Source organism: Celerinatantimonas sediminis (genome assembly GCF_046054195.1).
Classification (GTDB): domain Bacteria; phylum Pseudomonadota; class Gammaproteobacteria; order Enterobacterales; family Celerinatantimonadaceae; genus Celerinatantimonas.
Genome location: NZ_JBEQCS010000026.1, coordinates 1 through 24,264 on the forward strand (window position 1 = coordinate 1; position 24,264 = coordinate 24,264).

At 43.9% G+C, this 24,264-nt stretch carries 25 protein-coding genes; 20 read left to right on the forward strand and 5 right to left on the reverse strand.

All coding sequences use genetic code 11. The features are described 5' to 3' along the window. Positions 1-86 precede the first annotated feature (86 nt). Genes ABTQ23_RS19770 through ygfZ form a run of 4 tightly spaced genes read right to left on the reverse strand, consistent with a single transcriptional unit; the run spans position 87 to position 3,282 of the window. Entirely contained in the window at positions 87-1,304 is a 1,218-nt protein-coding gene (locus ABTQ23_RS19770; RefSeq protein ID WP_408617487.1) for a flagellar assembly protein T N-terminal domain-containing protein, read from the reverse strand. Next, positions 1,292-2,050 carry a flagellar basal body L-ring protein FlgH gene (locus ABTQ23_RS19775; protein ID WP_408617488.1) on the reverse strand — a complete coding sequence of 253 codons (759 nt, stop codon included), beginning with the start codon at positions 2,048-2,050 and terminating at the stop codon, positions 1,292-1,294. The genes ABTQ23_RS19770 and ABTQ23_RS19775 overlap by 13 nt, the downstream gene beginning before the upstream one ends. A gap of 56 nt (positions 2,051-2,106) precedes the next feature. After that, positions 2,107-2,292 (reverse strand): DUF1289 domain-containing protein, encoded by a 186-nt coding sequence (locus ABTQ23_RS19780; protein WP_408617489.1) that lies wholly within the window; start codon positions 2,290-2,292, stop codon positions 2,107-2,109. A gap of 45 nt (positions 2,293-2,337) precedes the next feature. Beyond that, positions 2,338-3,282 carry a tRNA-modifying protein YgfZ gene (ygfZ, locus tag ABTQ23_RS19785; RefSeq protein WP_408617490.1) on the reverse strand — a complete coding sequence of 315 codons (945 nt, stop codon included), beginning with the start codon at positions 3,280-3,282 and terminating at the stop codon, positions 2,338-2,340. Between the two features lie 232 nt (positions 3,283-3,514). Between ygfZ and ABTQ23_RS19790 the strand changes: the two genes are divergently transcribed. From ABTQ23_RS19790 to ABTQ23_RS19850, 13 genes are all read left to right on the forward strand, one after another. Further along, positions 3,515-3,787 (forward strand): FAD assembly factor SdhE, encoded by a 273-nt coding sequence (locus ABTQ23_RS19790; protein ID WP_408617491.1) that lies wholly within the window; start codon positions 3,515-3,517, stop codon positions 3,785-3,787. Between the two features lie 49 nt (positions 3,788-3,836). Further along, positions 3,837-4,124, forward strand: a complete 288-nt coding sequence (locus tag ABTQ23_RS19795) for a protein YgfX (protein ID WP_408617492.1) — start codon at positions 3,837-3,839, stop codon at positions 4,122-4,124. 280 nt (positions 4,125-4,404) lie between these two features. Further along, on the forward strand, positions 4,405-4,986 hold the full coding sequence (rpoE, locus tag ABTQ23_RS19800; RefSeq protein WP_408617493.1) for an RNA polymerase sigma factor RpoE: 582 nt from the start codon (positions 4,405-4,407) through the stop codon (positions 4,984-4,986). A 15-nt stretch (positions 4,987-5,001) separates the two neighbouring features. Then, the gene (locus ABTQ23_RS19805) at positions 5,002-5,586 is read left to right on the forward strand and encodes a sigma-E factor negative regulatory protein (protein ID WP_408617494.1); all 585 of its coding nucleotides are present in this window, start codon (positions 5,002-5,004) and stop codon (positions 5,584-5,586) included. A gap of 5 nt (positions 5,587-5,591) precedes the next feature. Continuing rightward, positions 5,592-6,674, forward strand: coding sequence for a MucB/RseB C-terminal domain-containing protein (locus ABTQ23_RS19810; protein WP_408617495.1), 1,083 nt, complete (start codon positions 5,592-5,594; stop codon positions 6,672-6,674). Next, the gene (locus tag ABTQ23_RS19815) at positions 6,667-7,119 is read left to right on the forward strand and encodes a SoxR reducing system RseC family protein (RefSeq protein WP_408617496.1); all 453 of its coding nucleotides are present in this window, start codon (positions 6,667-6,669) and stop codon (positions 7,117-7,119) included. The genes ABTQ23_RS19810 and ABTQ23_RS19815 overlap by 8 nt, the downstream gene beginning before the upstream one ends. Positions 7,120-7,210: 91 nt before the next feature. Beyond that, positions 7,211-9,004 carry a translation elongation factor 4 gene (gene lepA / locus ABTQ23_RS19820; RefSeq protein ID WP_408617497.1) on the forward strand — a complete coding sequence of 598 codons (1,794 nt, stop codon included), beginning with the start codon at positions 7,211-7,213 and terminating at the stop codon, positions 9,002-9,004. 3 nt (positions 9,005-9,007) lie between these two features. Beyond that, entirely contained in the window at positions 9,008-9,922 is a 915-nt protein-coding gene (lepB, locus tag ABTQ23_RS19825; protein WP_408617498.1) for a signal peptidase I, read from the forward strand. After that, entirely contained in the window at positions 9,922-10,596 is a 675-nt protein-coding gene (rnc, locus tag ABTQ23_RS19830) for a ribonuclease III (RefSeq protein WP_408617499.1), read from the forward strand. The genes lepB and rnc overlap by 1 nt, the downstream gene beginning before the upstream one ends. Beyond that, positions 10,593-11,513, forward strand: a complete 921-nt coding sequence (gene era, locus ABTQ23_RS19835; protein ID WP_408617500.1) for a GTPase Era — start codon at positions 10,593-10,595, stop codon at positions 11,511-11,513. Before rnc ends, era begins: the two co-directional genes overlap by 4 nt. A gap of 4 nt (positions 11,514-11,517) precedes the next feature. Continuing rightward, complete coding sequence (gene recO, locus ABTQ23_RS19840) at positions 11,518-12,195, forward strand: DNA repair protein RecO (protein WP_408617501.1); 678 nt, start codon at positions 11,518-11,520, stop codon at positions 12,193-12,195. A 51-nt stretch (positions 12,196-12,246) separates the two neighbouring features. Next, on the forward strand, positions 12,247-12,618 hold the full coding sequence (acpS, locus tag ABTQ23_RS19845) for a holo-ACP synthase (RefSeq protein ID WP_408617502.1): 372 nt from the start codon (positions 12,247-12,249) through the stop codon (positions 12,616-12,618). 145 nt (positions 12,619-12,763) lie between these two features. Further along, positions 12,764-13,969 carry an MFS transporter gene (locus ABTQ23_RS19850; RefSeq protein ID WP_408617503.1) on the forward strand — a complete coding sequence of 402 codons (1,206 nt, stop codon included), beginning with the start codon at positions 12,764-12,766 and terminating at the stop codon, positions 13,967-13,969. Here the strand turns inward: ABTQ23_RS19850 and barA are convergent. Continuing rightward, the gene (barA, locus tag ABTQ23_RS19855) at positions 13,966-16,767 is read right to left on the reverse strand and encodes a two-component sensor histidine kinase BarA (RefSeq protein WP_408617504.1); all 2,802 of its coding nucleotides are present in this window, start codon (positions 16,765-16,767) and stop codon (positions 13,966-13,968) included. The genes ABTQ23_RS19850 and barA overlap by 4 nt on opposite strands. A gap of 91 nt (positions 16,768-16,858) precedes the next feature. Here barA and rlmD point away from each other — a divergent pair, with 91 nt between their 5' ends. The 7 genes from rlmD (at position 16,859) to ABTQ23_RS19885 (ending at position 24,248) form a co-directional block, all read left to right on the forward strand. After that, the gene (rlmD, locus tag ABTQ23_RS19860; RefSeq protein WP_408617505.1) at positions 16,859-18,160 is read left to right on the forward strand and encodes a 23S rRNA (uracil(1939)-C(5))-methyltransferase RlmD; all 1,302 of its coding nucleotides are present in this window, start codon (positions 16,859-16,861) and stop codon (positions 18,158-18,160) included. A 19-nt stretch (positions 18,161-18,179) separates the two neighbouring features. Continuing rightward, positions 18,180-20,408 (forward strand): GTP diphosphokinase, encoded by a 2,229-nt coding sequence (gene relA, locus ABTQ23_RS19865; RefSeq protein WP_408617506.1) that lies wholly within the window; start codon positions 18,180-18,182, stop codon positions 20,406-20,408. Positions 20,409-20,928: 520 nt separating this feature from the next. Next, positions 20,929-22,752 carry an ATP-binding protein gene (locus ABTQ23_RS19870; RefSeq protein ID WP_408617507.1) on the forward strand — a complete coding sequence of 608 codons (1,824 nt, stop codon included), beginning with the start codon at positions 20,929-20,931 and terminating at the stop codon, positions 22,750-22,752. Positions 22,753-22,898: 146 nt separating this feature from the next. Beyond that, the gene (locus ABTQ23_RS19875; protein WP_408617508.1) at positions 22,899-23,096 is read left to right on the forward strand and encodes a hypothetical protein; all 198 of its coding nucleotides are present in this window, start codon (positions 22,899-22,901) and stop codon (positions 23,094-23,096) included. A 35-nt stretch (positions 23,097-23,131) separates the two neighbouring features. Then, positions 23,132-23,338: a DUF7079 family protein gene (locus ABTQ23_RS21145; protein ID WP_498038938.1), complete on the forward strand. Its 207-nt coding sequence runs from the start codon at positions 23,132-23,134 to the stop codon at positions 23,336-23,338. Between the two features lie 143 nt (positions 23,339-23,481). Further along, positions 23,482-23,781, forward strand: a complete 300-nt coding sequence (locus tag ABTQ23_RS19880; RefSeq protein ID WP_408617509.1) for a barstar family protein — start codon at positions 23,482-23,484, stop codon at positions 23,779-23,781. Between the two features lie 92 nt (positions 23,782-23,873). After that, positions 23,874-24,248 carry a hypothetical protein gene (locus ABTQ23_RS19885; RefSeq protein WP_408617510.1) on the forward strand — a complete coding sequence of 125 codons (375 nt, stop codon included), beginning with the start codon at positions 23,874-23,876 and terminating at the stop codon, positions 24,246-24,248. Positions 24,249-24,264: the final 16 nt, after the last annotated feature.

Here is a 24,264-nt window from a genome sequence, read left to right on the forward strand (position 1 = left end):
CCTGCTAGGGCGCTGCTGGCAGGAAAGCCTTACAGGCGCATATGAAAAACCTCCGGCTATGCCGGAGGATTGTTTTTTTGTTTGAGTTAATCATCAAGATTGGCGCGTAGTTTATTTTGCGAGCTGGCGATTAAGATATCGCGCAGCTGGATATTGGCCATATCTGAATAGTGGTCCGCTTGCAGCACCGAGCGGTGAGTTTGCACTGAAACCACCTTAAATTGCGGGGACTGAGTCTGATTAAAAATAGGGCTGCTTTGGGCACCGTCATGAGATAACAGGTATCGAGTTCGCATCAGATGAAATGCATCCCCCTCTTGAACACCATCGCGTTGGCCTAAATTAATGATCAATTGGTTATTATCAATCCCTACCACGTTAGCCAGTGTCTGTTTGCAGTACAAGCTAACCTGTACATCCTGAACGGCCTGTTTCATGACATATTGCACGGCTTTGCCATATTTTGATGACCAAAACATATCGCTGTCTGGGCTCACTTTCATCGTTAAGCTGAAGTCCCATTCTTGATTGGTACTGTAACTTTTACTAAAGACGATATCGCCTTTAATGCCATCCACGACATAGATTGTGATGCGAAAACTACGGTGATGGGTGGTATCTGTCACGCCCGTTAACTGCGAGGTTGAGCTGGTGGTATAGTTCGACAAATCATCAATGGTGCCGAACATCACATATTGCACGTCATTTTGTGCTGACAGAGAGCGGGCAACCTCTAGCATACTGTTTTGATCATTATAATCAGACAGCGAGGCAATCGGGGTTGTCATCAACTGGCGAGCGTCAATGCGTCGATTACTTAATTGCAATTGTTGAAAAAGCTGCTGTGACAACGTTTTGCCCAGTTGATAAATCCCTCCCATCTGAGCCTGCTGGCGACTTCGAATGGTAATTGGACCAATCATCATGGTTTTGGCGTAGTTGTCTTTATTGCAGGTTTTCATCGGGAAAATATCGGCCCGAACAGTGACGGTAATCGTGTCATCGGTACGTTTTTCACGCATGACTTGCATGTCATGAATCTCACCGTTGGTACGCACGGTAAGTTTATCACTGGCTAACACGCCAGATTTAACCACCTGCACTGAGCGAATACTAGCACCGCCTTTATACATCAATCCGAGCAGCGCATTTTGCACCGCTTCATGACGCGCTTGGTCAACTTCACCATCTTTAATGGTGGCGCTACCTTGTCCTTGAAACCAGACTGCATGCGCCATCATCGGGACGGTTAACAGCGCTATCGCAATCGCGGAGAGTTTCTTTTTCATCGTTAAAATGGCCATAAGCTTCCACTAAATAAGCGTGATAACCAACCTTGAGTTTGGGTATGAGCCTGATCGCCTGTTCCACTAAACTCAATGCGTGCATCTGCCACCTGAGATGAGTCAACTGTATTTGCTTCAGTCACATCTTTGGGTCGGATAATTCCGGTTAGGCGGATGTATTCTTTACCATTATTAATGACCAGCCATTTTTCCCCGCGAACGACTAGGTTGCCGTTATTGAGTACGTCAATGACTGAAACGGTAATTTTGCCTGTTAATGTATGGCTTTGGGCCGAGTTGGCTTTACCGTCAAAATTTTGTGATTGTTTCATCCCAAGTTCGACCGTATTACCATTGACCGTTAATTTCCCGCCAGGGACGGTAATGGGGTCGAGGTTATAGTCATTGTTATGGGACATATCGGTTGTGGCTGATTTTTGCGCTGAAGCTGATTCAGTCAAAACCACAGTCACTGTATCGCCGACAGAATAAGCCGGTTCATAGCTATATAAACTGGTGGAGGTCGAAGGATTGAATGCAGAGCCCGTTGGAATGACATGCTTGGCTTTGGGAGCCGGATCCACAGGCGCATAAAAAGGATCATCTGGCACTGGTGAGCCATCATCCGTTGATGAGGTGACTTGCCGCTGGTTATTGTCGACTTTTTGCTGCGCGTTATCAGCTACTTTTTCACTGGTTTGCTGGGCGGTGGCACAGCCAGTGAGAATGATAGCCATCGCTAAATAAAGCCAATATTTTCCCATTTTAGATTCCTATCACATCACGTCCAACCACACTTAAAGGTGGCGGAAAATTGTCGCTAGCGGATGTAATGCAGAATCTGTTCCATATATTGTTTTTGGCGTTTCGAGCAGCGTTTTAAGATGGCTTGCTGTTGTTCTTCAGAGGCTTTGTGCCAGCCGGTGATCTCATCAAGATGGCGAAAACATCCCATGCAGATATCATCATTATTGAGGGTACAATGACGAATACAAGGTGATTGCATGAGATGTCTCCTTTTTGACTATACGTTTATTATAGCTTGAGTGATTTAGGATTCATCTAAAGAATAGGGCAGATGAGCCAGTGTCAGGTGACTTTGCTCTTGGCCCTCAAGGCGATAGTCTTGGTCGGCTTCACTGTCTTTGCGCACAACCGCCAGTATTTCTGTATAGCCATCACTTTGGCGATAACTATTGAGCACCGTACCACAGCGCCGCCAATTGCCATTTAAGGACATCTCTATATCGCTGCCATTTTCAATCTCTTGTGATGACTGACCGACAAAGCGCATTGTCGCGCGTTTATTAGTGCCGCGATATTTCGCTCGAGCGACAACTTCTTGGCCGGTATAGCAGCCTTTGGTAAAGCTAATGGCATCCAGCAGATGAAGATTTAATGCCTGCGGGATAAACTCATTACTGGTCGGTTTCGTTATGCTCGCTAACCCGGCGACAATATCAAGCCCTTGCCATAATTCATCAAGTGAGCTTTCATCTGTGTAAAGCTGCTGCGCTTGAGCCTGTGGCACTATCAGTAGATAGCGCATAGGTTGAGCTGCATAACTTAAACAATAGCCTTCTTCTAATAGTCCACCTTGCGCTGCGATTGGGGCGCCAAAATGCTGCTCAATAAACGCTTTTGCTTGTTTGCCGATAACAGCAACAGCACAAAATTGTGCTTCATCTTCAATGTTAACCTTTGAAAATACGCTATATTTCTTAAGCTCTGGTAACTGAACTGCTTTTGCTGAAGCTGGCTGTAACATCCAAATCCATTCGCCTGCATTAATGAGGCGAATAACAGACCAAAGCTTACCTTTTGGATCGCAGTGGCCAGATAAGGTTTGAGCGCCTTGGGCGAGCCCCTGAACTTCGGCTGTTAGTTGTCCTTGCAAGTAAGTTAGTCGGTCTGCGCCACTGATACGAGTCAGCGACCAATCAGTCAATGGACCAACGCGCAAATTTTCAAATGTTGATAATTTGTCTAATTCCACCTTTCTTGCTCCCAATTCATTGGTTTCATGTGGGTCAATGTTATAGTGATGGTATATTGCCGAGCAGCGTTTGTCAGCCGTTGTCTTGGCGAGGTTTAACTTTGCAGATGATTTTTATGCGCAAGGCTTGCTGAGCGGTTCAGATAAAAGCTTTTTAATTGGTATAAATTTTACTTAAAAGGTCAGTCTATCAGTCATTACGCTGACCGATAGTTTTTCAGAAGGAACAATCATGGATACTTCTTTAGCTAAATCCCGCTTATTGTGGGCCTGTCGCAGAGGAATGTTAGAGCTTGATGTTCTCTTGCAACCGTTTGTTGAGAACTGTTATGAGCACTTAAGTGAAGAGCAGCAATCGCAGTTTTGCCGTTTATTAAGTTGTGATGACCCTGACTTATTTAGCTGGTTTATGCGCCATCGCCCCTGTCCTGATGAGCAATTAGGTAAAATAATCGATGCTATTTTGCGCTACAACGACACACATAGCCCTTCTTTATCCAAGTAATAGATTTAAACGCCTGATTGTATGGCTCATTCTAGGATGGGCCTTTGGCTTGTATCTGTATCAGGTAAATCTGTTTTTATGGTTATGCTGGGGCGTCACCAGTGCCATTATCTATTGTTCAATAAAGCTCCCTGTGCCGCGTTATCTGGTGATTCGCCAAGAGCAACTTTGGCTCGATCAACATTATTATACGATTGATTCGCGCTCGCGTGTGGGGATGGGGTTTTGTTGGCTTTGTTTATCTGAAAACAACCATCGACGTTATCTTTTAGTCTTTTGCGATATGTTAGATAAAACGAGCTACCGCCGCTTATGTTTTTCGCTGTTACATGCTTAAGCGCTAAGCTATGTAAACTATTGTTAAATGATTGGAAGTGGTTTCTAATTTAGGTATGCTCGCAGTTTTGAGCTGAATATTGTTAAAAGACTCGTTTTAAAGGATGTTTTTAAGCTAAATTAGCGTTTGCGCTGTTTTGGGTGAATTTAAATACGAGCCATAAAATTTTTAAAATTTAATTTTATTAGAAGAGAACTTTTTTGAACAATCGTAGTCATATTAAATGTTCACGCTGGCAGTTTGTTGTCGTGGCTATTATTAGTGGGGATAGCCACGCGGAATGAAACAACATCAGTGGACAGATCAAACTCTTGTTGAACGGATCCAACAGGGCGATAAACAGGCTTTTAATTTGTTGGTCGGCAAATACCAGCATAAAGTTGCCGGGTTAGTTGCAAAATATGTAAACAACTCTGGTGATGTGGCCGATGTAACCCAAGAAGCTTTTATTAAAGCTTATCGGGCGTTGCCTAATTTCCGTGGCGAGAGTGCGTTCTACACTTGGTTGTATCGCATTGCAGTTAATACGGCTAAGAACTATATCGTGGCACAGGGGCGGCGTCCGCCAGCGAACGATATCGATGTAAATGACGCAGAATTTTATGATGGCGGGGAAGTGATGCACGAAAGTTCCACGCCAGAAGCTGAGCTGCTCACTGATGAAATCCGTCAGGTTGTTTTTGCAACAATTGAGCAGTTACCCGATGAATTACGCACGGCTATTACGCTTCGCGAGATCGACGCAATGAGCTATGAGGAAATTGCTCAGATTATGGAATGTCCCGTGGGGACCGTCAGATCACGTATTTTTAGAGCTCGTGAAGCGATTGATAAACAGATCCAGCCGTTAATGAGACGGTAACTGAAGGGAAATTTTATGGTCGATAAAGACGAACAACTCTCAGCACTGATCGACAGCGAGTTAAAGGACGAACAAGCATTGCAGGCGTTAGTTTGTGATGAACAGGGTAGCCAAAAGTGGCAACGCTATCATTTAGTCGGCGATATTATGCGTGGTAGCGATCTGCCAAGCTCCCTTAATTTGGATCTCAGTGATAGTATTGCGAAAGCCCTAGAACAAGAAGCCAGTTATAATGCATCAATGCCTGCTAATGATAGCGGTGTTGAGCAAACCACTGAGCAGGTTGGCTGGCTTAAACAGCTGCCGGTGGCAAACTGGTTTAAAGGTGTGGGGCAATATGCAATTGCCGCATCAGTTGCAGTGATGGCAATCTTGGGTGTTCAGCATTACCAGCAAGCTCAGTCTCAGCCAACGAATGCAAGTCAGCCGCTGCAAGTATTGGATACAGTTCCAATTGGTGGCACGGTCGCGCCAGTTAGTTTACAAACGCATTTCTCGGACAACCCTGATAAATTAACTGAAAAACAGTGGCTCGAACAGCGTAAGGAAATTGCGGCATTCTTGCAGGATCATCAATTGCAGCAGCGCCAAGAAAATTAGGTTATATGCATTATCGGATCTTTTTTGTATGTCTGTTTGCCTTATTAAGCAGACAGGTTATTGCCTCTCCAAGTGTTGGAGAAACATCATCTTCTGAGCTCTCATCACCTGAGCATTCTATTCATTCGACTCAACCCTCTACTGGCGCGAGTTCTGCATCTGACAAAATCAGTCCGGATACGCTTTTAAGTCAGTTTCAGAAATCTTATCACCATGATAATTATGAGCTTTCTTATATTCGTGTACGTCAGGGAAGCATTGAGCCAATGCGCCTGTTTCATGGCGTAATCAATGGCGTTGAAGTCGTTCATCGTATTCATCTAAATGGCCCTGTTCGCGAATCAGTTCGCCGCGGCGACCAAGTTGCTCATTATGCCTTTGGCCAGACACCTTATTCAGTTAAAGCGTCACGCATGGCCGGAATGATGGATACCTTGGGAGATGTTAGTCCAACTCATTTAATGGCAAATTATGATTTAGTCGTATCCGGAAAAGGCCGTGTAGCGGGGCGAGTGGCTCAGGTCATTCGGATTATTCCCAAACATGACCGATTATATGGCTTGTATCTGTGGCTTGATGAAGTAAGCCACCTACCACTTAGAATTGATATTGTTGACCGTCATGGCAATTTGGTTGAACAACAGATGGCATTGGATTTGGCTTTATTTGACAAACCCACGCAATGGATGGAAAAACTCTCATCGATTGACTTACCGGCGCTATCAGATCTTGACTCTCCCAAGCCGAGTGATGTCAAATGGCAATTAGGCTGGAAACCGACAGGGATGCAGATTGTTAGCCAAGATCAGCATGTCCTTGCGATTACTCAGCAACGAGTTGATTATTTGAAACTCAGTGACGGATTATTTGATGTGTCAGTGTATGCTTATCCTAAAGGGAATAGTCAGATATTACAGGGAGAAATAGTCCGCCAGGGAGCGACTTCTTTACATTCAGTCGTTCATAACGGGATGGAGATAACAGTGGTCGGTGAAGTACCACCGCAGACTGCTACCTTAATTGCTCAATCTGTTAAACTAATCCCTGCCAAGGCAGAGGATAAAGCTCAGGAGATAAGCCATGACTGATATCGATCATATGGTCACTGAAACGGCGTTAGTCGTTGATGTCGAAAAAGATTATGCATGGGTTGAATGCGTTAGCCGCAGTGCTTGTGGCCAGTGTCATGCAGCTGATAGCTGTGGTAACTCGGCGGTTGCTAAAGCGTTTGCTCCTAAAACGCACCGTTTTAAAGTGCGTTTAAAATATCCAGTTATACCGGGTCAACGGATTGAAATCGGCTTGCCTGCACAAAGTTTGGTGCGAAGTGCGATGTTGGTTTATTTATTGCCGCTGGTCACCATGGTGATGGGGGTCATTCTCGCTGCTGAATTTTTTGGCAATAGCGATAATATTGCCGTGGCCGGGTGTGTCATCGGTGCCTTCTTTGGCTTTTTGATTGCTCGCTTTGGCGCGAAACGGTTAAGTCATCATCGCGAATATGAGCCGATTATGCTCTCTATTAGTCAGTAAATTTGCGCACTAATAGCCTTAATCAAACAAATCGAGTAAAATTCTCCGCCTTAAGTACATTCCTTTAACGTTGAGCGAAAGCCTGTATTCCATGAAGCATATTCGTAACTTTTCTATTATTGCCCATATCGACCATGGTAAGTCGACCCTGTCAGATCGTTTAATTCAACATTGCGGAGGATTAACCGATCGTGAAATGGCCGAGCAGGTGCTCGATTCAATGGATCTCGAACGCGAACGAGGGATCACCATTAAAGCGCAAAGTGTGACGCTTGATTACACCGCGCGTGATGGTCAAACGTATCAGCTGAATTTTATTGATACCCCTGGACATGTCGATTTTTCCTATGAAGTTTCTCGCTCACTGGCTGCCTGTGAAGGTGCATTGCTGGTGGTTGATGCCGCTCAAGGTGTGGAAGCTCAAACGCTTGCCAACTGCTATACCGCTATCGATATGGATTTGGAAGTGATTCCAGTTCTAAACAAAATCGACCTGCCGCAAGCAGACCCTGATCGCGTTGCGCATGAAATCGAAGATATTGTTGGCATTGATGCCCTCAATGCGACCCATTGCTCAGCGAAAACGGGCATTGGTATTGAAGATGTGTTAGAGGCGATTGTAACGCAAATTCCACCGCCAGAAGGTGATTCTGAACAGCCGCTACAAGCACTGATTGTAGACTCGTGGTTTGACAATTATCAGGGCGTGGTTTCTCTGGTACGCGTTAAAAACGGTGTTATTCGCACTGGCGATAAAATGAAAGTCATGTCCACCGGCGTGACTCATGTGGTCGATAAAGTCGGTGTTTTTACCCCAAAACAAAAAGAGACTGGCGTGCTGCATGCCGGTGAAGTTGGATTTGTTATTGCGGGCATTAAAGAAATTCACGGCGCTCCGGTGGGGGATACGTTAACGCTCGCTAAAAATCCGACCGATAAGCCGCTGCCTGGCTTTAAAAAAGTGAAACCGCAGGTTTATGCTGGCTTATTTCCGGTTAGCTCTGATGACTATGAAGCATTTCGTGATGCACTGGGCAAACTTAGCCTCAACGATTCATCGCTTTTTTATGAACCAGAAACATCAGCTGCATTGGGCTTTGGTTTTCGTTGTGGCTTTTTGGGCATGCTGCACATGGAGATCATTCAAGAGCGTTTAGAGCGCGAATATGATCTCGATTTGATTACCACTGCGCCGACGGTTGTTTATGAAGTTTTGCTAACGAATCAGAATATTGTTTACGTAGATAGCCCGGCGAAATTGCCGTCAGTTAATGATATCGAAGAGCTTCGTGAGCCAATCTGTGAAGTTAATATTTTGGTGCCTAAAGAATATTTAGGTAATGTTATCACGTTGTGTGTGGAAAAACGTGGTATGCAAACCAACATGGTTTACCATGGCAATCAGGTATCTTTGACTTATGAAATTCCAATGGCCGAGGTGGTCTTGGACTTTTTCGATAGATTAAAATCAACCAGCCGCGGCTATGCATCGCTTGATTATAACTTTAAGCGCTTCGAAGCCTCTGATATGGCTCGCGTTGATATCTTAATTAACGGTGACCGAGTGGATGCTCTGGCACTGATTACTCACCGCGATCAAGCCGCTTATCGGGGCCGTGAAGTGGTTGAGAAAATGAAAGAATTAATTCCCCGGCAGATGTTTGATATCGCTATTCAGGCGGCAATTGGTAACCACATTATTGCTCGAAGCACCGTCAAACAGCTGCGTAAAAATGTCTTGGCTAAATGTTATGGCGGGGATGTCAGCCGTAAGAAAAAACTGCTGGCTAAACAAAAAGAAGGTAAAAAACGTATGAAACAAGTGGGCAATGTGGAAGTTCCTCAAGAAGCTTTCCTTGCAGTACTGCATATCGGTAAGGATTAATTCATGGCGGCTTATTTTTCGATTGTTTTAGTTGTTGTTACATTGCTCACTGGGATTGTTTGGGCGTTGGATCGTTGGGTCTTTGGCAAGCAGCGTCAGGCAAAATTGCAAATCGCACAAAACGCAGCGCAAGGCGAGCTTCCTGAAGAGGTTAGTTCCCAACTATTAAAGGAGCCAGGTTGGATTGAGAACTGCAAATCAGTTTTCCCCGTCTTACTGGTGGTTTTAATTCTGCGTTCGTTTTTATACGAACCATTTCAAATTCCTTCCGGATCAATGAAGCCAACTTTATTAGTTGGCGATTTTATTCTGGTCGAAAAATTTGCATACGGATTAAAAGATCCGATTTTTAACGATACGTTAATTCCAACCGGTCAGCCAAAACGTGGTGACATTATCGTGTTTAAATATCCGCGTAATCCAAAGCTTGATTACATTAAGCGCGTGGTCGGCCTGCCGGGCGATAAAGTTATTTATAAAGATAAACAACTGACGATTGTTCCTAAATGTGAGCAAGATAAATGTCCTGCGCCGATTAAGGTAACGCGTGAGCTACTTGCCCAAGGGCAGTTCCATGAACGGGGATATCCTTTGGATACCTATCAGGAACAATTGGGCAAAGTGTCGCATCGAATTTTAATTAACCCGTATTTAGCGGATAACCCTAGTACTTATTTCCAACAAGATGGCACAGACTCAACCGAGTTTATCGTGCCCGATGGTGAGTATTTCGCGATGGGCGATAATCGCGACAATAGTGAAGATAGTCGCTATTGGGGATTTGTTCCGGCGCACAATCTGGTGGGTCGGGCTGTCGCAGTTTGGATAAGTTTTGAATTTAATCACTCGGCGAACTCTTGGTTGCCAAGTTGGGTACCGACAGGCGTTCGCTTTAATCGGATTGGAGCCATTCATTAATGGTGGATGATACAGGCCGACTACAACGGTCATTAGGATATACATTTAAAAACAAACAATTATTGGACCAGGCACTGACTCACCGCAGTGCCAGTTCGGTTCATAATGAACGCCTAGAATTTCTAGGCGATGCCATCTTGAGTTGGGTAATTGCAGATGCACTGTATCTGCAATTTCCCAAATCACCTGAGGGCGATCTGTCGCGCATGCGAGCTACCTTAGTAAAAGGTAAGACATTGGCTGAATTTGGCCGTGAATTTCAGCTAGGCGATTATCTGCGATTAGGGCCTGGCGAGCTTAAAAGCGGTGGATATCGGCGCGAATCAATTTTAGCAGATGCAATTGAAGCGCTCATCGGCGCTATCTATTTAGATAGTGGCACCGACGTGATTCAGCCTTTACTGCTAAAATGGTATGAAAGTCGGTTGTCTACGATTAAACCGGGCAACGATCAAAAAGACCCTAAAACTCGGTTGCAGGAATATCTGCAGGGGCAAAAAAAATCATTGCCGGAATATGAAGTCGTCGAAGTCAGTGGCGAAGCACATAACCAGCAGTTTACCGTAAGTTGCACAACAGAATTAACAGAGGCTGCGATTGAAGGCAAAGGCACTAGCCGGCGTAAGGCTGAGCAAGATGCAGCGCGACGCATTCTCAAGGAGTTTGATGCATGAGTGAAGTGCCAGAGTATGGAACTCACTGTGGCTTCGTTGCCATCGTTGGTCGCCCGAATGTGGGTAAATCAACCTTGTTAAACCAGTTGCTGGGGCAAAAGGTAAGTATTACCTCGAAAAAGCCACAGACAACTCGCCACCGGATTGTGGGGATCCACACTGAAGGGGAATATCAAACAATTTATATTGATACTCCCGGGCTTCATATTGAAGAAAAACGTGCAATTAATCGGTTGATGAACCGCTCTGCTAGCAGTTCATTGTCAGATGTTTCCATGGTGATTTTTGTCGTCGATGGAACCCACTGGAATGCTGATGATGACATGGTTTTGAATAAACTTCGCAATGTCAAAGCTCCAATCGTTCTGGCGGTGAATAAAGTCGATAATATTAGTGAAAAAGGTGAAGTGCTGTTGCCGCATCTTAAAGAATTATCCACTAAATTTGATTTTACTCAGATAGTTCCGATTAGCGCCAAACACGGCACTAATGTCGATAAACTGATCCAATGGTCTCAGCAGTCACTGCCTGATAATGTGTTTTTCTTCCCAGAAGATTACATCACCGATCGCTCATCGCGGTTTATGGCCCAAGAGATTATTCGTGAAAAACTGATGCGCTTTACCGGCCAAGAGCTGCCTTATTCAACCACGGTTGAAATAGAACAGTTTCGGATGCAAGAAAACGGCGTTTATCAGATTAACGCGTTAATTCTTGTCGAGCGCTCAGGGCAGAAGAAAATGATCATCGGCAATAAAGGTGAGAAACTGAAAACCATTGGTCGAGAAGCGCGCCTAGACATGGAAAAACTTTTTGAAAATAAAGTATTTCTAGAGATCTGGGTGAAAGTTAAATCCGGCTGGGCTGATGATGAGCGAGCGCTGCGTAGCTTAGGCTACGGAGACGATCCACTGTAAAACTATGGACTTAACTGACGCGTTCGTGCTGCACCGACGCCCCTATCGGGAGAGCAGTGCATTGGTCCAACTTTTCAGTTGGCGTTACGGCAAAGTCAGTGCGGTTGCTCGAATTACCAAAGATAGTCGTGGGCTTTTGCAGCCATTTATACCACTGCGCTTATATATCAAAGGGCGCAGTGGCTTAAAAAATACCAGCCAGATTGAATCGGATTCTCTGGCTATTCCGCTTTTTGGTGATGCGTTATACAGCGGTTTTTATCTCAATGAATTACTCTATTATCTACTTCCTGATGAAGAACCTGTTCCAGTTATCTATACCGCTTATCAGCAAGCTCTGGTTGATTTAGCCACTGCTAAATTGCCATTAGCGGCGGTGCTGCGGCCATTTGAACTGACACTTTTAACTGAACTTGGTTATGGGATCCCGGATGGCCAGTCCATCGAGGCCGATTGCCATTATCAGTTTATCAGTGGCGAAGGGTTTATGATTTGTGAGCCGAATTCTCAAAGTGTTTATGGCGCAGATCTTAAGCGACTGGAGCATCTAGATAATAGTGACTCGGCATTAATGCATCAGGCCAAAGTGTTATTCAGACAGTTGATTGATGAGCTTCTTGGCGGCCGGGTTCTGCGCAGTCGGGAGTTATTAATGCAACATCGCTTGAGTAAACGCCAATAATAATTTCAGTAGCTTAAGAAATATTAAGCGCTACTATTTTCAGGAGTATCTATGGCCATCGTCGGACTGGGTAGCGATATCGTACAGATAGAACGTTTAAATCCACAGCTTCAGCCTCGCCTGGCTAAACGTATTCTCGCTGAATCTGAATATGCAACGTGGCTGGAGTCCTCACGACCTGGCCCGTTTTTGGCAAAGCGCTTTGCCGCCAAAGAAGCGGCAGCTAAAGCATTGGGGACAGGAATTGCTAAAGGCGTTAGCTTTCAAGATTTCATCGTTGAGAACGATGCGTTAGGCAAACCCTATTTAACGGTTCAAGGTAAGGCTGCACAGCTTTCTGTGGCGCTTGGGGTGAGCCGCTGGTTTTTATCCATTAGCGATGAGCGTGATTATGCAATGGCCGTGGTGATTTGCGAAAGTTAATGGTTGAAAAAGCGAACTTATGGTGAGCCTCTTTTAAGAGGCTTTTTTATTTTTAGTGTGACAGAGCTCTCAAAGGGGTTTCTTCCTGAGTATAACGCGTTATGATCAGTCGCTTGGATGTTTGTTGTCAATTTAAGGAGTTGTCATGAGCTTAAGCCGTGCTCAGCCTCACTCGAGTGGAAATATTGTGCTGCCTCTTTTAGCGCTAGCTCTTGGTACCTTCATGTTGGGGTTAACGGAATTCTCAATGATGCCGATGTTGCCGTTAATTGCTCAGAGCTTTAATGTGGCAACAGACCGTGCCGGAGAGGCGATTAGCGCCTACGCATTAGGGGTTGTGGTTGGCGCACCATTGTTGATGGTTTTAACGCCTAAGCTGAAGCGGCGCACCGCATTGGTTTTATATGCATTTTTAATCTTTTTATTTAATGGATTAAGTGCTTACTCGCAATCGTTTTCTCAGCTGATTTTGTTCCGGTTTTTAAGTGGCTTGCCGCATGGAGCTTACTTTGGAACGGCTCTGTTATTTGGTGCCAAACTGGCGCCAGAAGGTCGAAGCACACTGTTTATGTCGCGTGTTTTCTTCGGCCTGACGATTGCCACAATTATTGGTGTACCCGTTGCCACACTGATGGCTCAGATTTTAAGCTGGCGGTTGTGTTTGATGGTGGTGGCGCTGATTGGCATTATCGCTTGCGGATTGCTGCGCAAAGTATTGCCGGATATTCAGGTTTCGCAAGGTTCATTGCGCCAAGAGTTAGGGGTGTTAAAAGATCCACTGATCTGGCCAATTGTTGGAATCGGTGTGATTGGTTTCGGTGGGGTTTTTTGTATTTACACCTATCTTGCGAACACCATTTTAAATGTCACCCATGTTTCAGGATATTTTATCTCACTGGCTATGGTGTTGTTTGGGATTGGCTCAACTACCGGCAACTGGCTATTTGGTCAGCCTCATGACCGATTTGCCGGAAGGGTCACCGGGATGGCGCTCGTGTATGGCGTGCTGGTTGCGTTGGCCTATGTGAAGGTGGCTCAATATCCCATTTTATTGTTAGTGGTGGTCTTTCTGTTAGGTGCTTGTTTGGGGCTAACCACGGTTATCCAATCGATGTTGATGCAAGTGGCTAAAGGCGGCCATGAAGTCATTGGTGCGCTTTTGCAGTGTGCATTTAATATGGCAAATGCGATTGGCCCTTTTGCCGGAAGTGTTGTTTTTACCTATCACCATCCGGCTAATCAGACCGGGTATGTCGCCGCGCTGTTATTTGTCGGCGGATTTGTAATGTGGTTACTAAGCGGCATTCAGCGCCGCCAGTATGCCCACAAATATATTGATACCAGTCGTTAATTTGACGCTGCAGTCGGTGGCGTTTCACTGATTTGAGCCAGAGTCTGACACGCATCAATCAGCTCTAACAGCTCTGGCTCTAAATCAGTAATCGACTGACCATGAATCAGTGCCGACTCTAGCTGTTCGGTGAGCTTCTCTAGCGCTTTAGCGCCACTATAGGCAACGCCACCGTGAAATTTATGAATCACTTGGCGCAGCTGCGCCTCATCCATCTGCCCGCTCAGAGCCTTTTCTATCTCACTTGGTAAGTCTTTGGCTGAAGCTTTAAGCATCTGCAGCATCTCTTTGGCTAAATCAGGCTTATTGGCTGAGCGTTTGAGTGCAAGATGCCAATCGTAGCCATCATTTGACGATGCTATTTGCGCTTGAGGTTGGGCTGGCAATTGCTCAACAAGTTGATGAATCGAGCCCATCACAGTTGGGCAGCAGCGGTGAATCACGGCAATCAGCTCATCTTCATCGACGGGTTTTGAGAGATAATCATCTAAATTTTCATCAAGGAGCCGTTGGCGATCGCCGGTACTAGCATGGGCTGTGACCGCGACAATGGGCGTTGAAAACTCAGGGTAGCGTTCTCGAATGGCGGCAGTGGTTTGAATACCGTCCATGCCGGGCATCTGAATATCCATCAAGATTAAATCGTAATGGTTATCTTGCAGTTGCTCTAGCGCTTGTTGTCCGCTCTGAGCGCAGTCAATCGCGGTGACTCGCGGCGTTAAAATAGTGGCAATCAGTTTAAGATTGGCTGGGTTATCATCAACTGCTAACACTCGAATCGGGTAGTGGCTCGGCATTGGATGCGGGTCAAGCAGTGGCAGCTGTGATTCTTGAAGCGGGGTGCGATCGACCAGTTGCGCGGCTAATTTGCGATATTGCAGCGGTTTGACCAGACAATGCGTGGCTCCGGCATAAATCAGTTGTCGAATCGATTCTGAATCATGCGCGATAACTGAGACTAGCAAGTTGTCTGTTAACTGGCTAAAGCGTTGTACCTCTTCTAGTAGTTCTTGAGTCGATTGTTGCGCCGTTGTGCCAAGCAATACGTTGGGTTTATTGCCCTGAACATGGCTAAGTTCGCTGAGCATATTTGCGCTTGTGTCAAAGCTTACCAGATGAAAGCCAAGGCGCTTAGCAAGGTGCTCAAGGCTTAACCGAGTGGCAGACATGGGTTCGTACATAAACAGCGTTTGCTGGCTCAATTGCTCCAGCGGCAGCGGATCGCCAAGGGCAATATCGGCCACTTCACACTCGATGGTGAAGGTAAAGGTTGAGCCTTTCCCGGGGGTGGATTCAAGCTGAATATCGCCGCCCATCTGTTGCACTAGTTTACGGGTGATCACCAGCCCTAAACCGGTGCCGCCGTAATGGCGGCTGATGCTGGCATCGGCTTGGCGAAATGCCTGAAACAGTTGCTCTTGTTGCTCTTTGACAATCCCAATCCCGCTGTCTTGAATCGCCACTTCGAGCATAAATGGGCTGTTCTCGGTCTGCTCTTTTGCATTTACAAAGACCACCACATGCCCTTGGGAGGTAAATTTAAGGGCATTACCAATTAAGTTAGTGAGCACTTGCTGATAGCGCAGCGGGTCACCATAAATGCCAGTTGGCACATCCGGGGCAACATCCAATACCAACTCGATATTTTTTTCAGGCGCTGAGTGGGCGAGCAAGGTAACGACTTCTTCGGTGGTATCAACCAGATGAAATGCAATGCGTTCTAGGTTGAGTTGCCCAGCTTCAATTTTTGAGAAATCGAGAATGTCATTAATGATCGATAGCAGGTTTGTCGCTGAATTTTCGATGGTTTGTAAAAAGTCGCGCTGTTCGTTATTTAACGGTGTTTTTTGCAACTGACGGGCAAAGCCCAGCACACCATTGAGCGGGGTGCGAAGCTCATGGCTCATATTCGCCAGAAATTCAGATTTTACCTTCGCCGCTTGCTGCGCTTCACGTTTTGCCATATCCAGATCGATGTTCTGAATTTCGATCTGCTCTAATGTTTCACGCAGATCACTGGTTGCTTGTTCGATGCTTTGGTGCATCTCTTCGTGATATTCCGCCAACGATTTAGCCATCGCGTTAATCCCAGTTTTAAGCATTTCCAGCTCACCTGGGTATTCATCATTGGGCAACCTTGTATCCAATCGGCCTTGGCGAATGCTATCGACCACTTGGACCATTTTCGCAATCGGTCGTGTCGCATGACGAACCAATTGATAGGCAAATAGCACACTCACAATAATGCCAAGGAAGACAATAAAAATAGCGATTGTGGTATCGCGGAACTGCAAAAGAATGGCACGCTCTTTATCAAGTCGCAGCGCGATGTAACCTAAAAGCTCAGGTTGGCCACTGGTATAGCGGCTAAAACTATCTTCGCTATCGGCCCAAATTGGGGCTCGAACAATGATATAATCTGGCTTTTCAATAACTTGAGTTGATGTTGGCAATGGATTGCCGTCAGCGACCTGCAATAATCCTAATGAGCGATGGTAGCTGCCAGTGACAAATAACTGATTGTCGGCGGTAAAAACTGCAATGCTATGAATTTGCGTTGATTGCTTACGCCGGTTGATATTGAGAACCTCTTTGACTCGCTCTCGGCTGTGTCTGGCTAGACCAAATTCACTGGCAATGGCCAGCGGTTCGATAGCATCGACGCCTTGTTGAATCGCAAATTGTTGTAATTGCTGATTTCGATTGGAAATAAAATAAGTCGCTAGCAATACGCCAATCAAAAGAGTTGGTAAAATAGTGAGAGTGTAAACGCGCGCGCGTAATCCGTATTTGGTCATAAGATTTTGAACGATACGATAAGTCAGTAAGCCGCTTGGCTATGATGACATAACCTTTGTGTAAATGGTATGAATAGGCCCAATAGATAATATGGTTCAATTTTATAAAACAAAACAATCCAGCAAGAATAAATCCACCGTTTTTAAAGGTTCTGTCAGTGCGCTTGACCACCGTTTGCAAGGGATTATCCATTATCAACAGCAGACCTATTTTACTCAAGATGTTATTAGTGGTGAGCAAGTTCAGCTAAAAGCCACTAGGAAGAACAAAGCTCAATTAGTTAAAGTGCTGCAAGCCGATCCTCGGCGAATCACACCAGCGTGTCAGTATTATGCAAAATGCGGCGGTTGTCAGGGACAGATCTTAAGCTATGAAGACCAACTCAAACTAAAAGCGCCACAAGTGAGCCACTTAATTGAGCAGCTGGGCGGTTATGAGCAGTTAATGGCGCCACAACTGATTTATGGACACGATTGGCATTATCGGCGTGTGACTCGTTTGGCAACGTGGTTTGATAACCGTCAGGGCTGGATGTTAGGGTTTCGCCAGCGGCAAAGTAAGCAACTTGTGCAAATCGATAGCTGCTTGGTGCTCAAAGAGTCTCTTAATGCGTTGCTTGCTCCATTGCAAACGCTGTTAAGTCAGTTTCCTAAAGCGGCTAAACTTGGCCATGTTGAGCTTTATGATTGCCTGCCACAGCCTGCTTTAAGGCTGCGTTTAACCAGCGCCTTAAATGAAAAACAGCGTCAATTGTGTCAGCAATTTGCAAACGAGCTGCAGTTGAGCTTTTTTGTCAGTGATATCAATGGTGAACGTTATTTATCTGGCTCGGATTGTTATTATCAACTGGATGACCTTAAGGTTCATTTTACGCCCGGTGACTTTATTCAGGTTAATCAGTCACTCAATGAGCAGCTGGTGCAATTGGCTTTGGACTGGTTAGCCCCCAAAGCCGACGAACGATTGCTGGACCTTTTCTCGGGCGTTGGAAATTTCTCGTTAGCGTTAGCAAAACGCGCTAAATCGGTGATTGCAATCGAAGGTGTTGAGCGCATGAGCGAGCAGCTTCTTTTAAACGCTAAGCTTAACCAACTGGATAATATTACCGCGCTAAGTGGCGATTTGGATGACCCCAAAACCTTAGCTGGCATTTGTGACGATATCGACAAAGTATTACTCGATCCGGCTCGCGCGGGGGCAAAAACCGCACTTGAGTCAGTTGCGAAAGCTGGGGTCAAAGCCGTAGTATATATTGCATGTGACCCAGCAACGATGGCTCGGGATTTGGCAATGGCTCGCGAATATGGTTATAAAATCCAACGCTGGGCGTTGATTAATATGTTTAGCCAAACCAGCCACGTTGAAACAGCCGTGCTTTTATCTGCCGACTAGCTTGATTCAAGGATATCTTATGGTTTCTATTCGAGAAACACATTTGAACAAACAGTTACTCACCAACGAGCGCCAATGGGCAGCCGCCTTAAATATTGGCAAGGATGAACAGCACGCGCTGTTGGTCATATGCGAAGCGTTTCGTCAGATGGATGCCGATAAAGAGCTTATTCAGCAGTGCCTTAATAAAGGCAAAGAGATGGTGGAAATCCTGATCACGCTGAATATGGATAAAACCACGCTTGAAGCGGCTTTATTGTTTCCATTTAAAGAAGCGGGTCTTTATCCCAACGAGCATTTTGGTGAAGATTTTGTTCGCATTGATGTCATTGAATTAAGCGATAAAGTCGCACAGATGAATGCGATTCACGATTTGCGCACCGGTGGTAATAATTTATCTGCTGCCCAGGTGGATAACGTGCGACGGATGTTGCTGGCGATGGTCGGTGATGTGCGCGCGATTGTGATTAAAATCGCTGAGCGGATTTGTTATTTACGCAGCGTTAAATCAGAACCAGAAGAAGTTCGCGTACTGGCCGCCAAAGAGAGCCAAGATATTTACGCGCCACTGGCAAACCGCTTAGGTATCGGTCAGTTGAAGTGGGAACTTGAAGATCTGATGTTCCGCTATCAACATCCGCAAACTTATAAGCAGATAGCCAAACAGCTCGATGAGAAGCGCCTTGATCGAGAAAAATATATCGAGAATTTTGTCGCCACGTTGTCGCAAGCGATTAAAGAGTCGGGGATTGATGCCCAAGTTTATGGCCGTCCCAAACATATTTATAGCATTTGGCGCAAAATGCAGAAAAAACACCTCGCATTTGATGAGTTATTTGATGTGCGAGCGGTGCGTATTACCGTTGAAAAATTGCAAGACTGTTACGGGGCGCTGGGCGTTGTGCACACGCTTTGGCATCACCTGCCCAATGAATTTGATGATTACGTTGCCAACCCTAAACCCAACGGCTATCAATCTATCCACACAGTGGTGATGGGCCCAGAAGGCAAATCGGTTGAGATCCAAATCCGTACCCGCAAGATGCATGATGATGCCGAACTTGGGGTTGCAGCGCATTGGAAGTACAAAGAAGGCCCTAATGCGGGTAAAAGTGGCTATGAAGATAAAATTGCATGGCTGCGAAAACTGCTGAAATGGCAGGAAGATATGGCCGAAAATGGCGCTCTGATGGACGAGCTGCGCTCGCAAGTCTTTGATGACAGAGTCTATGTATTTACGCCGAAAGGTGAAGTGGTGGACTTGCCATCTGGCTCAACACCATTAGATTTTGCTTATTATGTTCACAGCCAAGTGGGACACCGTTGTATCGGGGCGAAAGTAGGTGGGCGAATTGTCCCATTTACCTATCAGCTGCAAACTGGTGAACAGGTCGAAATTATCACTCAGAAAGAGCCTAATCCAAGCCGCGATTGGCTTAATCCAAATTTAGGCTACATTCGCTCATCGCGGGCTCGCAGTAAGGTTCTGACTTGGTTCAAAAAACAAGATCGCGATAAAAATATCACAGCAGGTAAAGAGCTGCTCGATACAGAATTAACTCGCCATGGCTTTAAAATGGCTGATTTAGAGCTGTGCATCGATCGCTTTAATGTCACGACCCTTGAAGATTTAATGGCTGCAGTTGGTGCGGGGGACGTGCGTATCAATCAGTTGATTAATCAGCTTGAAGGGATTTTGCATCAACCATCTGCTGAAGAAGAAGATCGTCAGGCTTTAGAGCAGTTGGAGAAAACCAGTGCTCATTTAAAAAGCCAGCTGAAAAAGCCCAAAGCGAAAGATCACATCGTGGTGGAAGGCATTGGTAACTTGATGACCCATATCGCGCGTTGTTGTCAGCCGATCCCTGGAGATTTGATCCAAGGATTCATAACCCAAGGCCGTGGTATCAGTATTCATCGCGCTGATTGTGAGCAATTAGAGGAACTTAAACAGCGCTCTCCTGAGCGCGTGATTGATGCAGTTTGGGGCGATAATCTCACCGGCGGCGGTTATTCATTAACCGTTCGCGTGATAGCGAATGACCGCAGTGGCCTGCTGCGCGATATCACCACCGTTTTGGCAAATGATAAAGTGAATGTTGTAGGGATGAATACACGTAGTGATGTGAAGGCTCAGACGGCGACTATGGATATTGAAGTAGAAGTTTATAATATTGATACGCTGTCGCGAATATTAACTAAAATTAGCCAGCTCCCCGGTATTATTGATGCCCGACGTTATCACTAAGAAAAAGCAGCTTCGGCTGCTTTTTTTATAAATCAATCAGCCATTAGCTAATCTGATTAACGTGGCAATTTTATTGGCAAAACAAGGCCAATAATCTTAGATTTGTTGATATTAAAATAGCCATCATTATTATTTAAAACTGCTAAATTCTACCTATATTAAATTTATTACTACTTTTGAATTAATTACTTTGGATTAGATAGTTATTTGCTATTTATAGCAAGCTGATCCCAATCAAAAAATAACCAAACAAGTATGGTTTTCCATATTAATTTCTCTACAATGAAAATAATCAATTGCTCCTTTCTGCGCTATTTCGCATCTGCAACTTAAATTCAGTCAGTGCTTAGTTAGTGGTCATGTGATTGGATTTAGAAAGTCTGACAGGATGTTTTTGTATACCTAGGGTGGTAGCGATTGCTATCGCTTAAACGATTAGAGAAATTGAGTATAGAATTGTGCAGGAAGTTTTTGAGTTTACATATATTCAAATTTTTATAACCTTAAAAGGAATCTTTCGTTGAAATTAGAATCGATTGAAATAGAAAATTTGCGATGCTATAAAGATGTTGTGAAAATTCAAGTTGATGATTTAACAACAATTATTGGTAAGAATGATATTGGTAAATCTACAGTTTTAGAAGCCCTGGAAATATTTTTTAATAATGATACTGTAAAAATATCTCAAGATGACGCAAATATTTTCAATGAGGATAAAAAAGTAGTCATAACTTGTGAGTTTTCAGTGTTACCAGAAAAAATAATTCTTGATAGCGGTATAGATACAACACTTGAAAATGAATATTTATTAACAAATGAAAAAACACTAAAGATTAAAAAAGTATTTGATTGCGGTAAGAAAAATCCTTCATGTGAAGTTTTCATAATAGCGCAACACCCTACAGCTAATGGATTTCATAATCTTTTAGAATTAAAAGAAAAAGATCTACAATCAATAATTAAGAAACAAGAGATTGATTGTCCATTAAAGGGTAATCCAATAATGAGAGCTGCCATTTGGAAAAATGCTACTGACCTAGAGGTAAAAGAAGTAGATATTCCAGTAACAAAACCAAAAGAAGATAGCAAAAGAATTTGGGAGCAGGTTGATAAGTATTTACCTCTATTTGCATTATTTCAAAGTGATCGAAGTAGTAAAGATTCTGACGGTGAAGTCCAAGATCCTATGAAAGCAGCTGTTGCTGCGGCTATATCTGAAGTTCAGGATGATATTGAACGGATACAGAAAAAAGTTCAAGAGCGTACAGAAGAAATTGCCAATAATACACATAACGCATTAAAAACAATCGATAAGAATCTTGCTAGCCAGTTAACTCCTGAATTTACACCACCAACCATATCTAAATGGACCGGATTATTTTCTGTTAACTTAATGACCGATGGGATTCCATTAAACAAGAGAGGAAGTGGTGTTAGGCGATTGGTCTTGGTTAGTTTTTTTAAAGCTGAAGCGGAACGGTTGCTAAAAAAAGGAAATAAAAAAGGTATCATTTATGCTGTTGAAGAGCCAGAAACAGCACAGCATCCAAATAATCAAAAAATTCTACAATCTTCATTTTCTACTTTGTCTTCTGAGCCTAACTGTCAAGTAATATTAACTACGCATAGTCCGGGTTTTGCCAGTGATTTACCAATGGATGGTATACGTTTCATTAGTCGAGATGAAAGTGGAAAACCTGCTATAGCTCATGGTAGTGATGTATTAACTGAAGTAGCTGATGCATTAGGTGTTACACCTGATAGCCGAGTTAAAGTTTTAGTATGCGTTGAAGGTCCAACAGATGTAAGTGCATTAAAAGCTTTAAGTAGTGCTTTACATGTGGAGGATAATTCCATCCCCAATTTAGATACTGATGATAGAGTGGCATTTATTGTTCTTGGGGGCGGTAATTTGAAGCATTGGGTGAACCACCATTATTTAAAAGGACTAGGTAGACCAGAAATTCATATTTATGATTCAGATGTAAGTAGTTACGCTGATTCAGCGAAAGCTATAAATGAGAGAGCTGATGGTTCAAGGGCATTTATTACTAATAAATATGAAATTGAAAGTTATCTTCATCATGATGCTATAAAAGCGGCTTTCGATATTGATATTGATGTAACTGATCAGCCGAATTCTGATGGTAAAGCAACCCCAAGAGTTTTCGCAGAAGCTTACTCTATCGCTCAAAATTATGATGGCATTATGAAAGATAATAATGCAAAAATCAGATTAGCTGATCGTGCATTCCCTTTAATGACTGCAGATATGATTCATGAAAGAGATCCTTTAGATGAGGTGAAGGGGTGGTTCACTAAAATTGGAGAATATTTGGTGTAAATGGGTTATAACAAGGCGAAGCGATTGACAAAATACGTGTCAGAGTTTGGTTCCCAAAATTTAGTTCCATGTGTTTTACAACTGTTCTTTGCGTTAAGAGGCTTTTATGTGCGTAACAAGTGTTGTTGTTATAAGGGAATAAAATAATGCTTTTTTATACCATAGTTTTCGTAATTATCGGTTTTTCAATTGGTGCTTTTATCAATAATTTACGTAGTGTGATTATAGCTATTGTATCCATCTCAGTCGTTTGGGCATTAGTGTGGGGTGCGTGGGCGTTTGCAGCCTTTATTGAATTGCTAGTTGGCTATTATATCGCAAAAAACGTTCTGGATAAGCAGTAGTAATAGCCATTAAACAAGGCGAAGAAGCATAAAAAATACTTTGGAATGAAGTATATCCGGTATTGGCATTCAACTTACTGAGCATCGAAGGAAATTGGTCGGGCTGGCCTGACAATTGGCTGTTAGATAATCTAGAAGTATGCAGTAATCCAAATATAGAACTTTCTGGCCGTCATTGGATAATTAAGGAAATACGTCAAAGCTGGCATAAAATAAGTGAATATGTCAAAAAGGTCAGATAAACAAATTAAGCAGATTTGCAGCGCGTAGCAGTTTTGGTTTGCGGTGAGTTTCGGTATTTACAGTGCCAAGCGGTGACTTTATACTGCGTTGCTCACTACTTAATTCGACGCTATAACTCTAAATATTATTGGGCAATATTCTGATGACGAAGTACACGATTGATTGCGAAAATGTCCACAGTAAGAGTGAATTTTGGAAGCAATATCTCGCTATAGTTGAGCCAGAAGGTGCCGGGTATTTTGGTAGGAATCTTGATGCGCTTTGGGATGCTCTGCATGCCGGTGGCCCAGGTTTTCCTGATGAGAGCGATTGCACAATTCGATTGATTAATACAGATTCAATTAAATTGATTGATGATGGCGCTTTTTATCATGCCTTAAAGCAGATTTCATCCGATTTAAAATCTGATCTAATCAGTCACATCGCATTCAAGGTTGAGTAAGGTGCAAACGTTCTAACCATCACAGCCAGTGTCAATCTATGTTCCACTGCGTTTGGCTGCTGTTGTGGGCGTTAAATTTTTAAGAGAGACTTATGGCAACAAAATCGTTATCTGGCGAAGTAGAAGAATTAGATAAGGAGCAAGTTAAATGGCGCCTTACGAAATTGAAAGAGATTTTAGAAGTAACGAAATCAGGCCCTTTTATCTACACCGCTAAAAGAAAACTAAGAGAAAGCTTAGTCTGCTATTCGAATATGGCAGAAAGTCTTTTAAAACTGACTAAGGGGCCGATATATGTCCATTATTACAAAGGTGGAATAACCAAGGTCAGCTTAAGCGTTTTTACTCAATTTTGGGGTAAGGGTCAGTTTTATTGCACTATCTTTGATGAATCATTTTCTTGGTTTATTTTCACCGATGATAATAGTGAAGATACGGATAGTGCAGTGTTAGTTCAGAAAAATTAAAAGTGGCCAGTCGCTG

What these genes read in the sequence shown, in the direction of transcription:
- ABTQ23_RS19850 (WP_408617503.1), top strand. Translation starts at nt 12,764, where the DNA reads ATGAGCTTAAGCCGTGCTCAGCCTCACTCGAGTGGAAATATTGTGCTG.
- ABTQ23_RS19775 (WP_408617488.1), bottom strand. Translation starts at nt 2,050, where the DNA reads ATGGGAAAATATTGGCTTTATTTAGCGATGGCTATCATTCTCACTGGC.
- lepB (WP_408617498.1), top strand. Translation starts at nt 9,008, where the DNA reads ATGGCGGCTTATTTTTCGATTGTTTTAGTTGTTGTTACATTGCTCACT.
- relA (WP_408617506.1), top strand. Translation starts at nt 18,180, where the DNA reads ATGGTTTCTATTCGAGAAACACATTTGAACAAACAGTTACTCACCAAC.
- ABTQ23_RS19880 (WP_408617509.1), top strand. Translation starts at nt 23,482, where the DNA reads ATGACGAAGTACACGATTGATTGCGAAAATGTCCACAGTAAGAGTGAA.
- ABTQ23_RS19875 (WP_408617508.1), top strand. Translation starts at nt 22,899, where the DNA reads ATGCTTTTTTATACCATAGTTTTCGTAATTATCGGTTTTTCAATTGGT.
- ABTQ23_RS19770 (WP_408617487.1), bottom strand. Translation starts at nt 1,304, where the DNA reads ATGGCCATTTTAACGATGAAAAAGAAACTCTCCGCGATTGCGATAGCG.
- ABTQ23_RS19790 (WP_408617491.1), top strand. Translation starts at nt 3,515, where the DNA reads ATGGATACTTCTTTAGCTAAATCCCGCTTATTGTGGGCCTGTCGCAGA.
- barA (WP_408617504.1), bottom strand. Translation starts at nt 16,767, where the DNA reads ATGACCAAATACGGATTACGCGCGCGCGTTTACACTCTCACTATTTTA.
- rpoE (WP_408617493.1), top strand. Translation starts at nt 4,405, where the DNA reads ATGAAACAACATCAGTGGACAGATCAAACTCTTGTTGAACGGATCCAA.
- ABTQ23_RS19810 (WP_408617495.1), top strand. Translation starts at nt 5,592, where the DNA reads ATGCATTATCGGATCTTTTTTGTATGTCTGTTTGCCTTATTAAGCAGA.
- era (WP_408617500.1), top strand. Translation starts at nt 10,593, where the DNA reads ATGAGTGAAGTGCCAGAGTATGGAACTCACTGTGGCTTCGTTGCCATC.
- ABTQ23_RS19815 (WP_408617496.1), top strand. Translation starts at nt 6,667, where the DNA reads ATGACTGATATCGATCATATGGTCACTGAAACGGCGTTAGTCGTTGAT.
- ABTQ23_RS19780 (WP_408617489.1), bottom strand. Translation starts at nt 2,292, where the DNA reads ATGCAATCACCTTGTATTCGTCATTGTACCCTCAATAATGATGATATC.
- ABTQ23_RS19885 (WP_408617510.1), top strand. Translation starts at nt 23,874, where the DNA reads ATGGCAACAAAATCGTTATCTGGCGAAGTAGAAGAATTAGATAAGGAG.
- lepA (WP_408617497.1), top strand. Translation starts at nt 7,211, where the DNA reads ATGAAGCATATTCGTAACTTTTCTATTATTGCCCATATCGACCATGGT.
- recO (WP_408617501.1), top strand. Translation starts at nt 11,518, where the DNA reads ATGGACTTAACTGACGCGTTCGTGCTGCACCGACGCCCCTATCGGGAG.
- ABTQ23_RS19805 (WP_408617494.1), top strand. Translation starts at nt 5,002, where the DNA reads ATGGTCGATAAAGACGAACAACTCTCAGCACTGATCGACAGCGAGTTA.
- rnc (WP_408617499.1), top strand. Translation starts at nt 9,922, where the DNA reads ATGGTGGATGATACAGGCCGACTACAACGGTCATTAGGATATACATTT.
- rlmD (WP_408617505.1), top strand. Translation starts at nt 16,859, where the DNA reads ATGGTTCAATTTTATAAAACAAAACAATCCAGCAAGAATAAATCCACC.
- acpS (WP_408617502.1), top strand. Translation starts at nt 12,247, where the DNA reads ATGGCCATCGTCGGACTGGGTAGCGATATCGTACAGATAGAACGTTTA.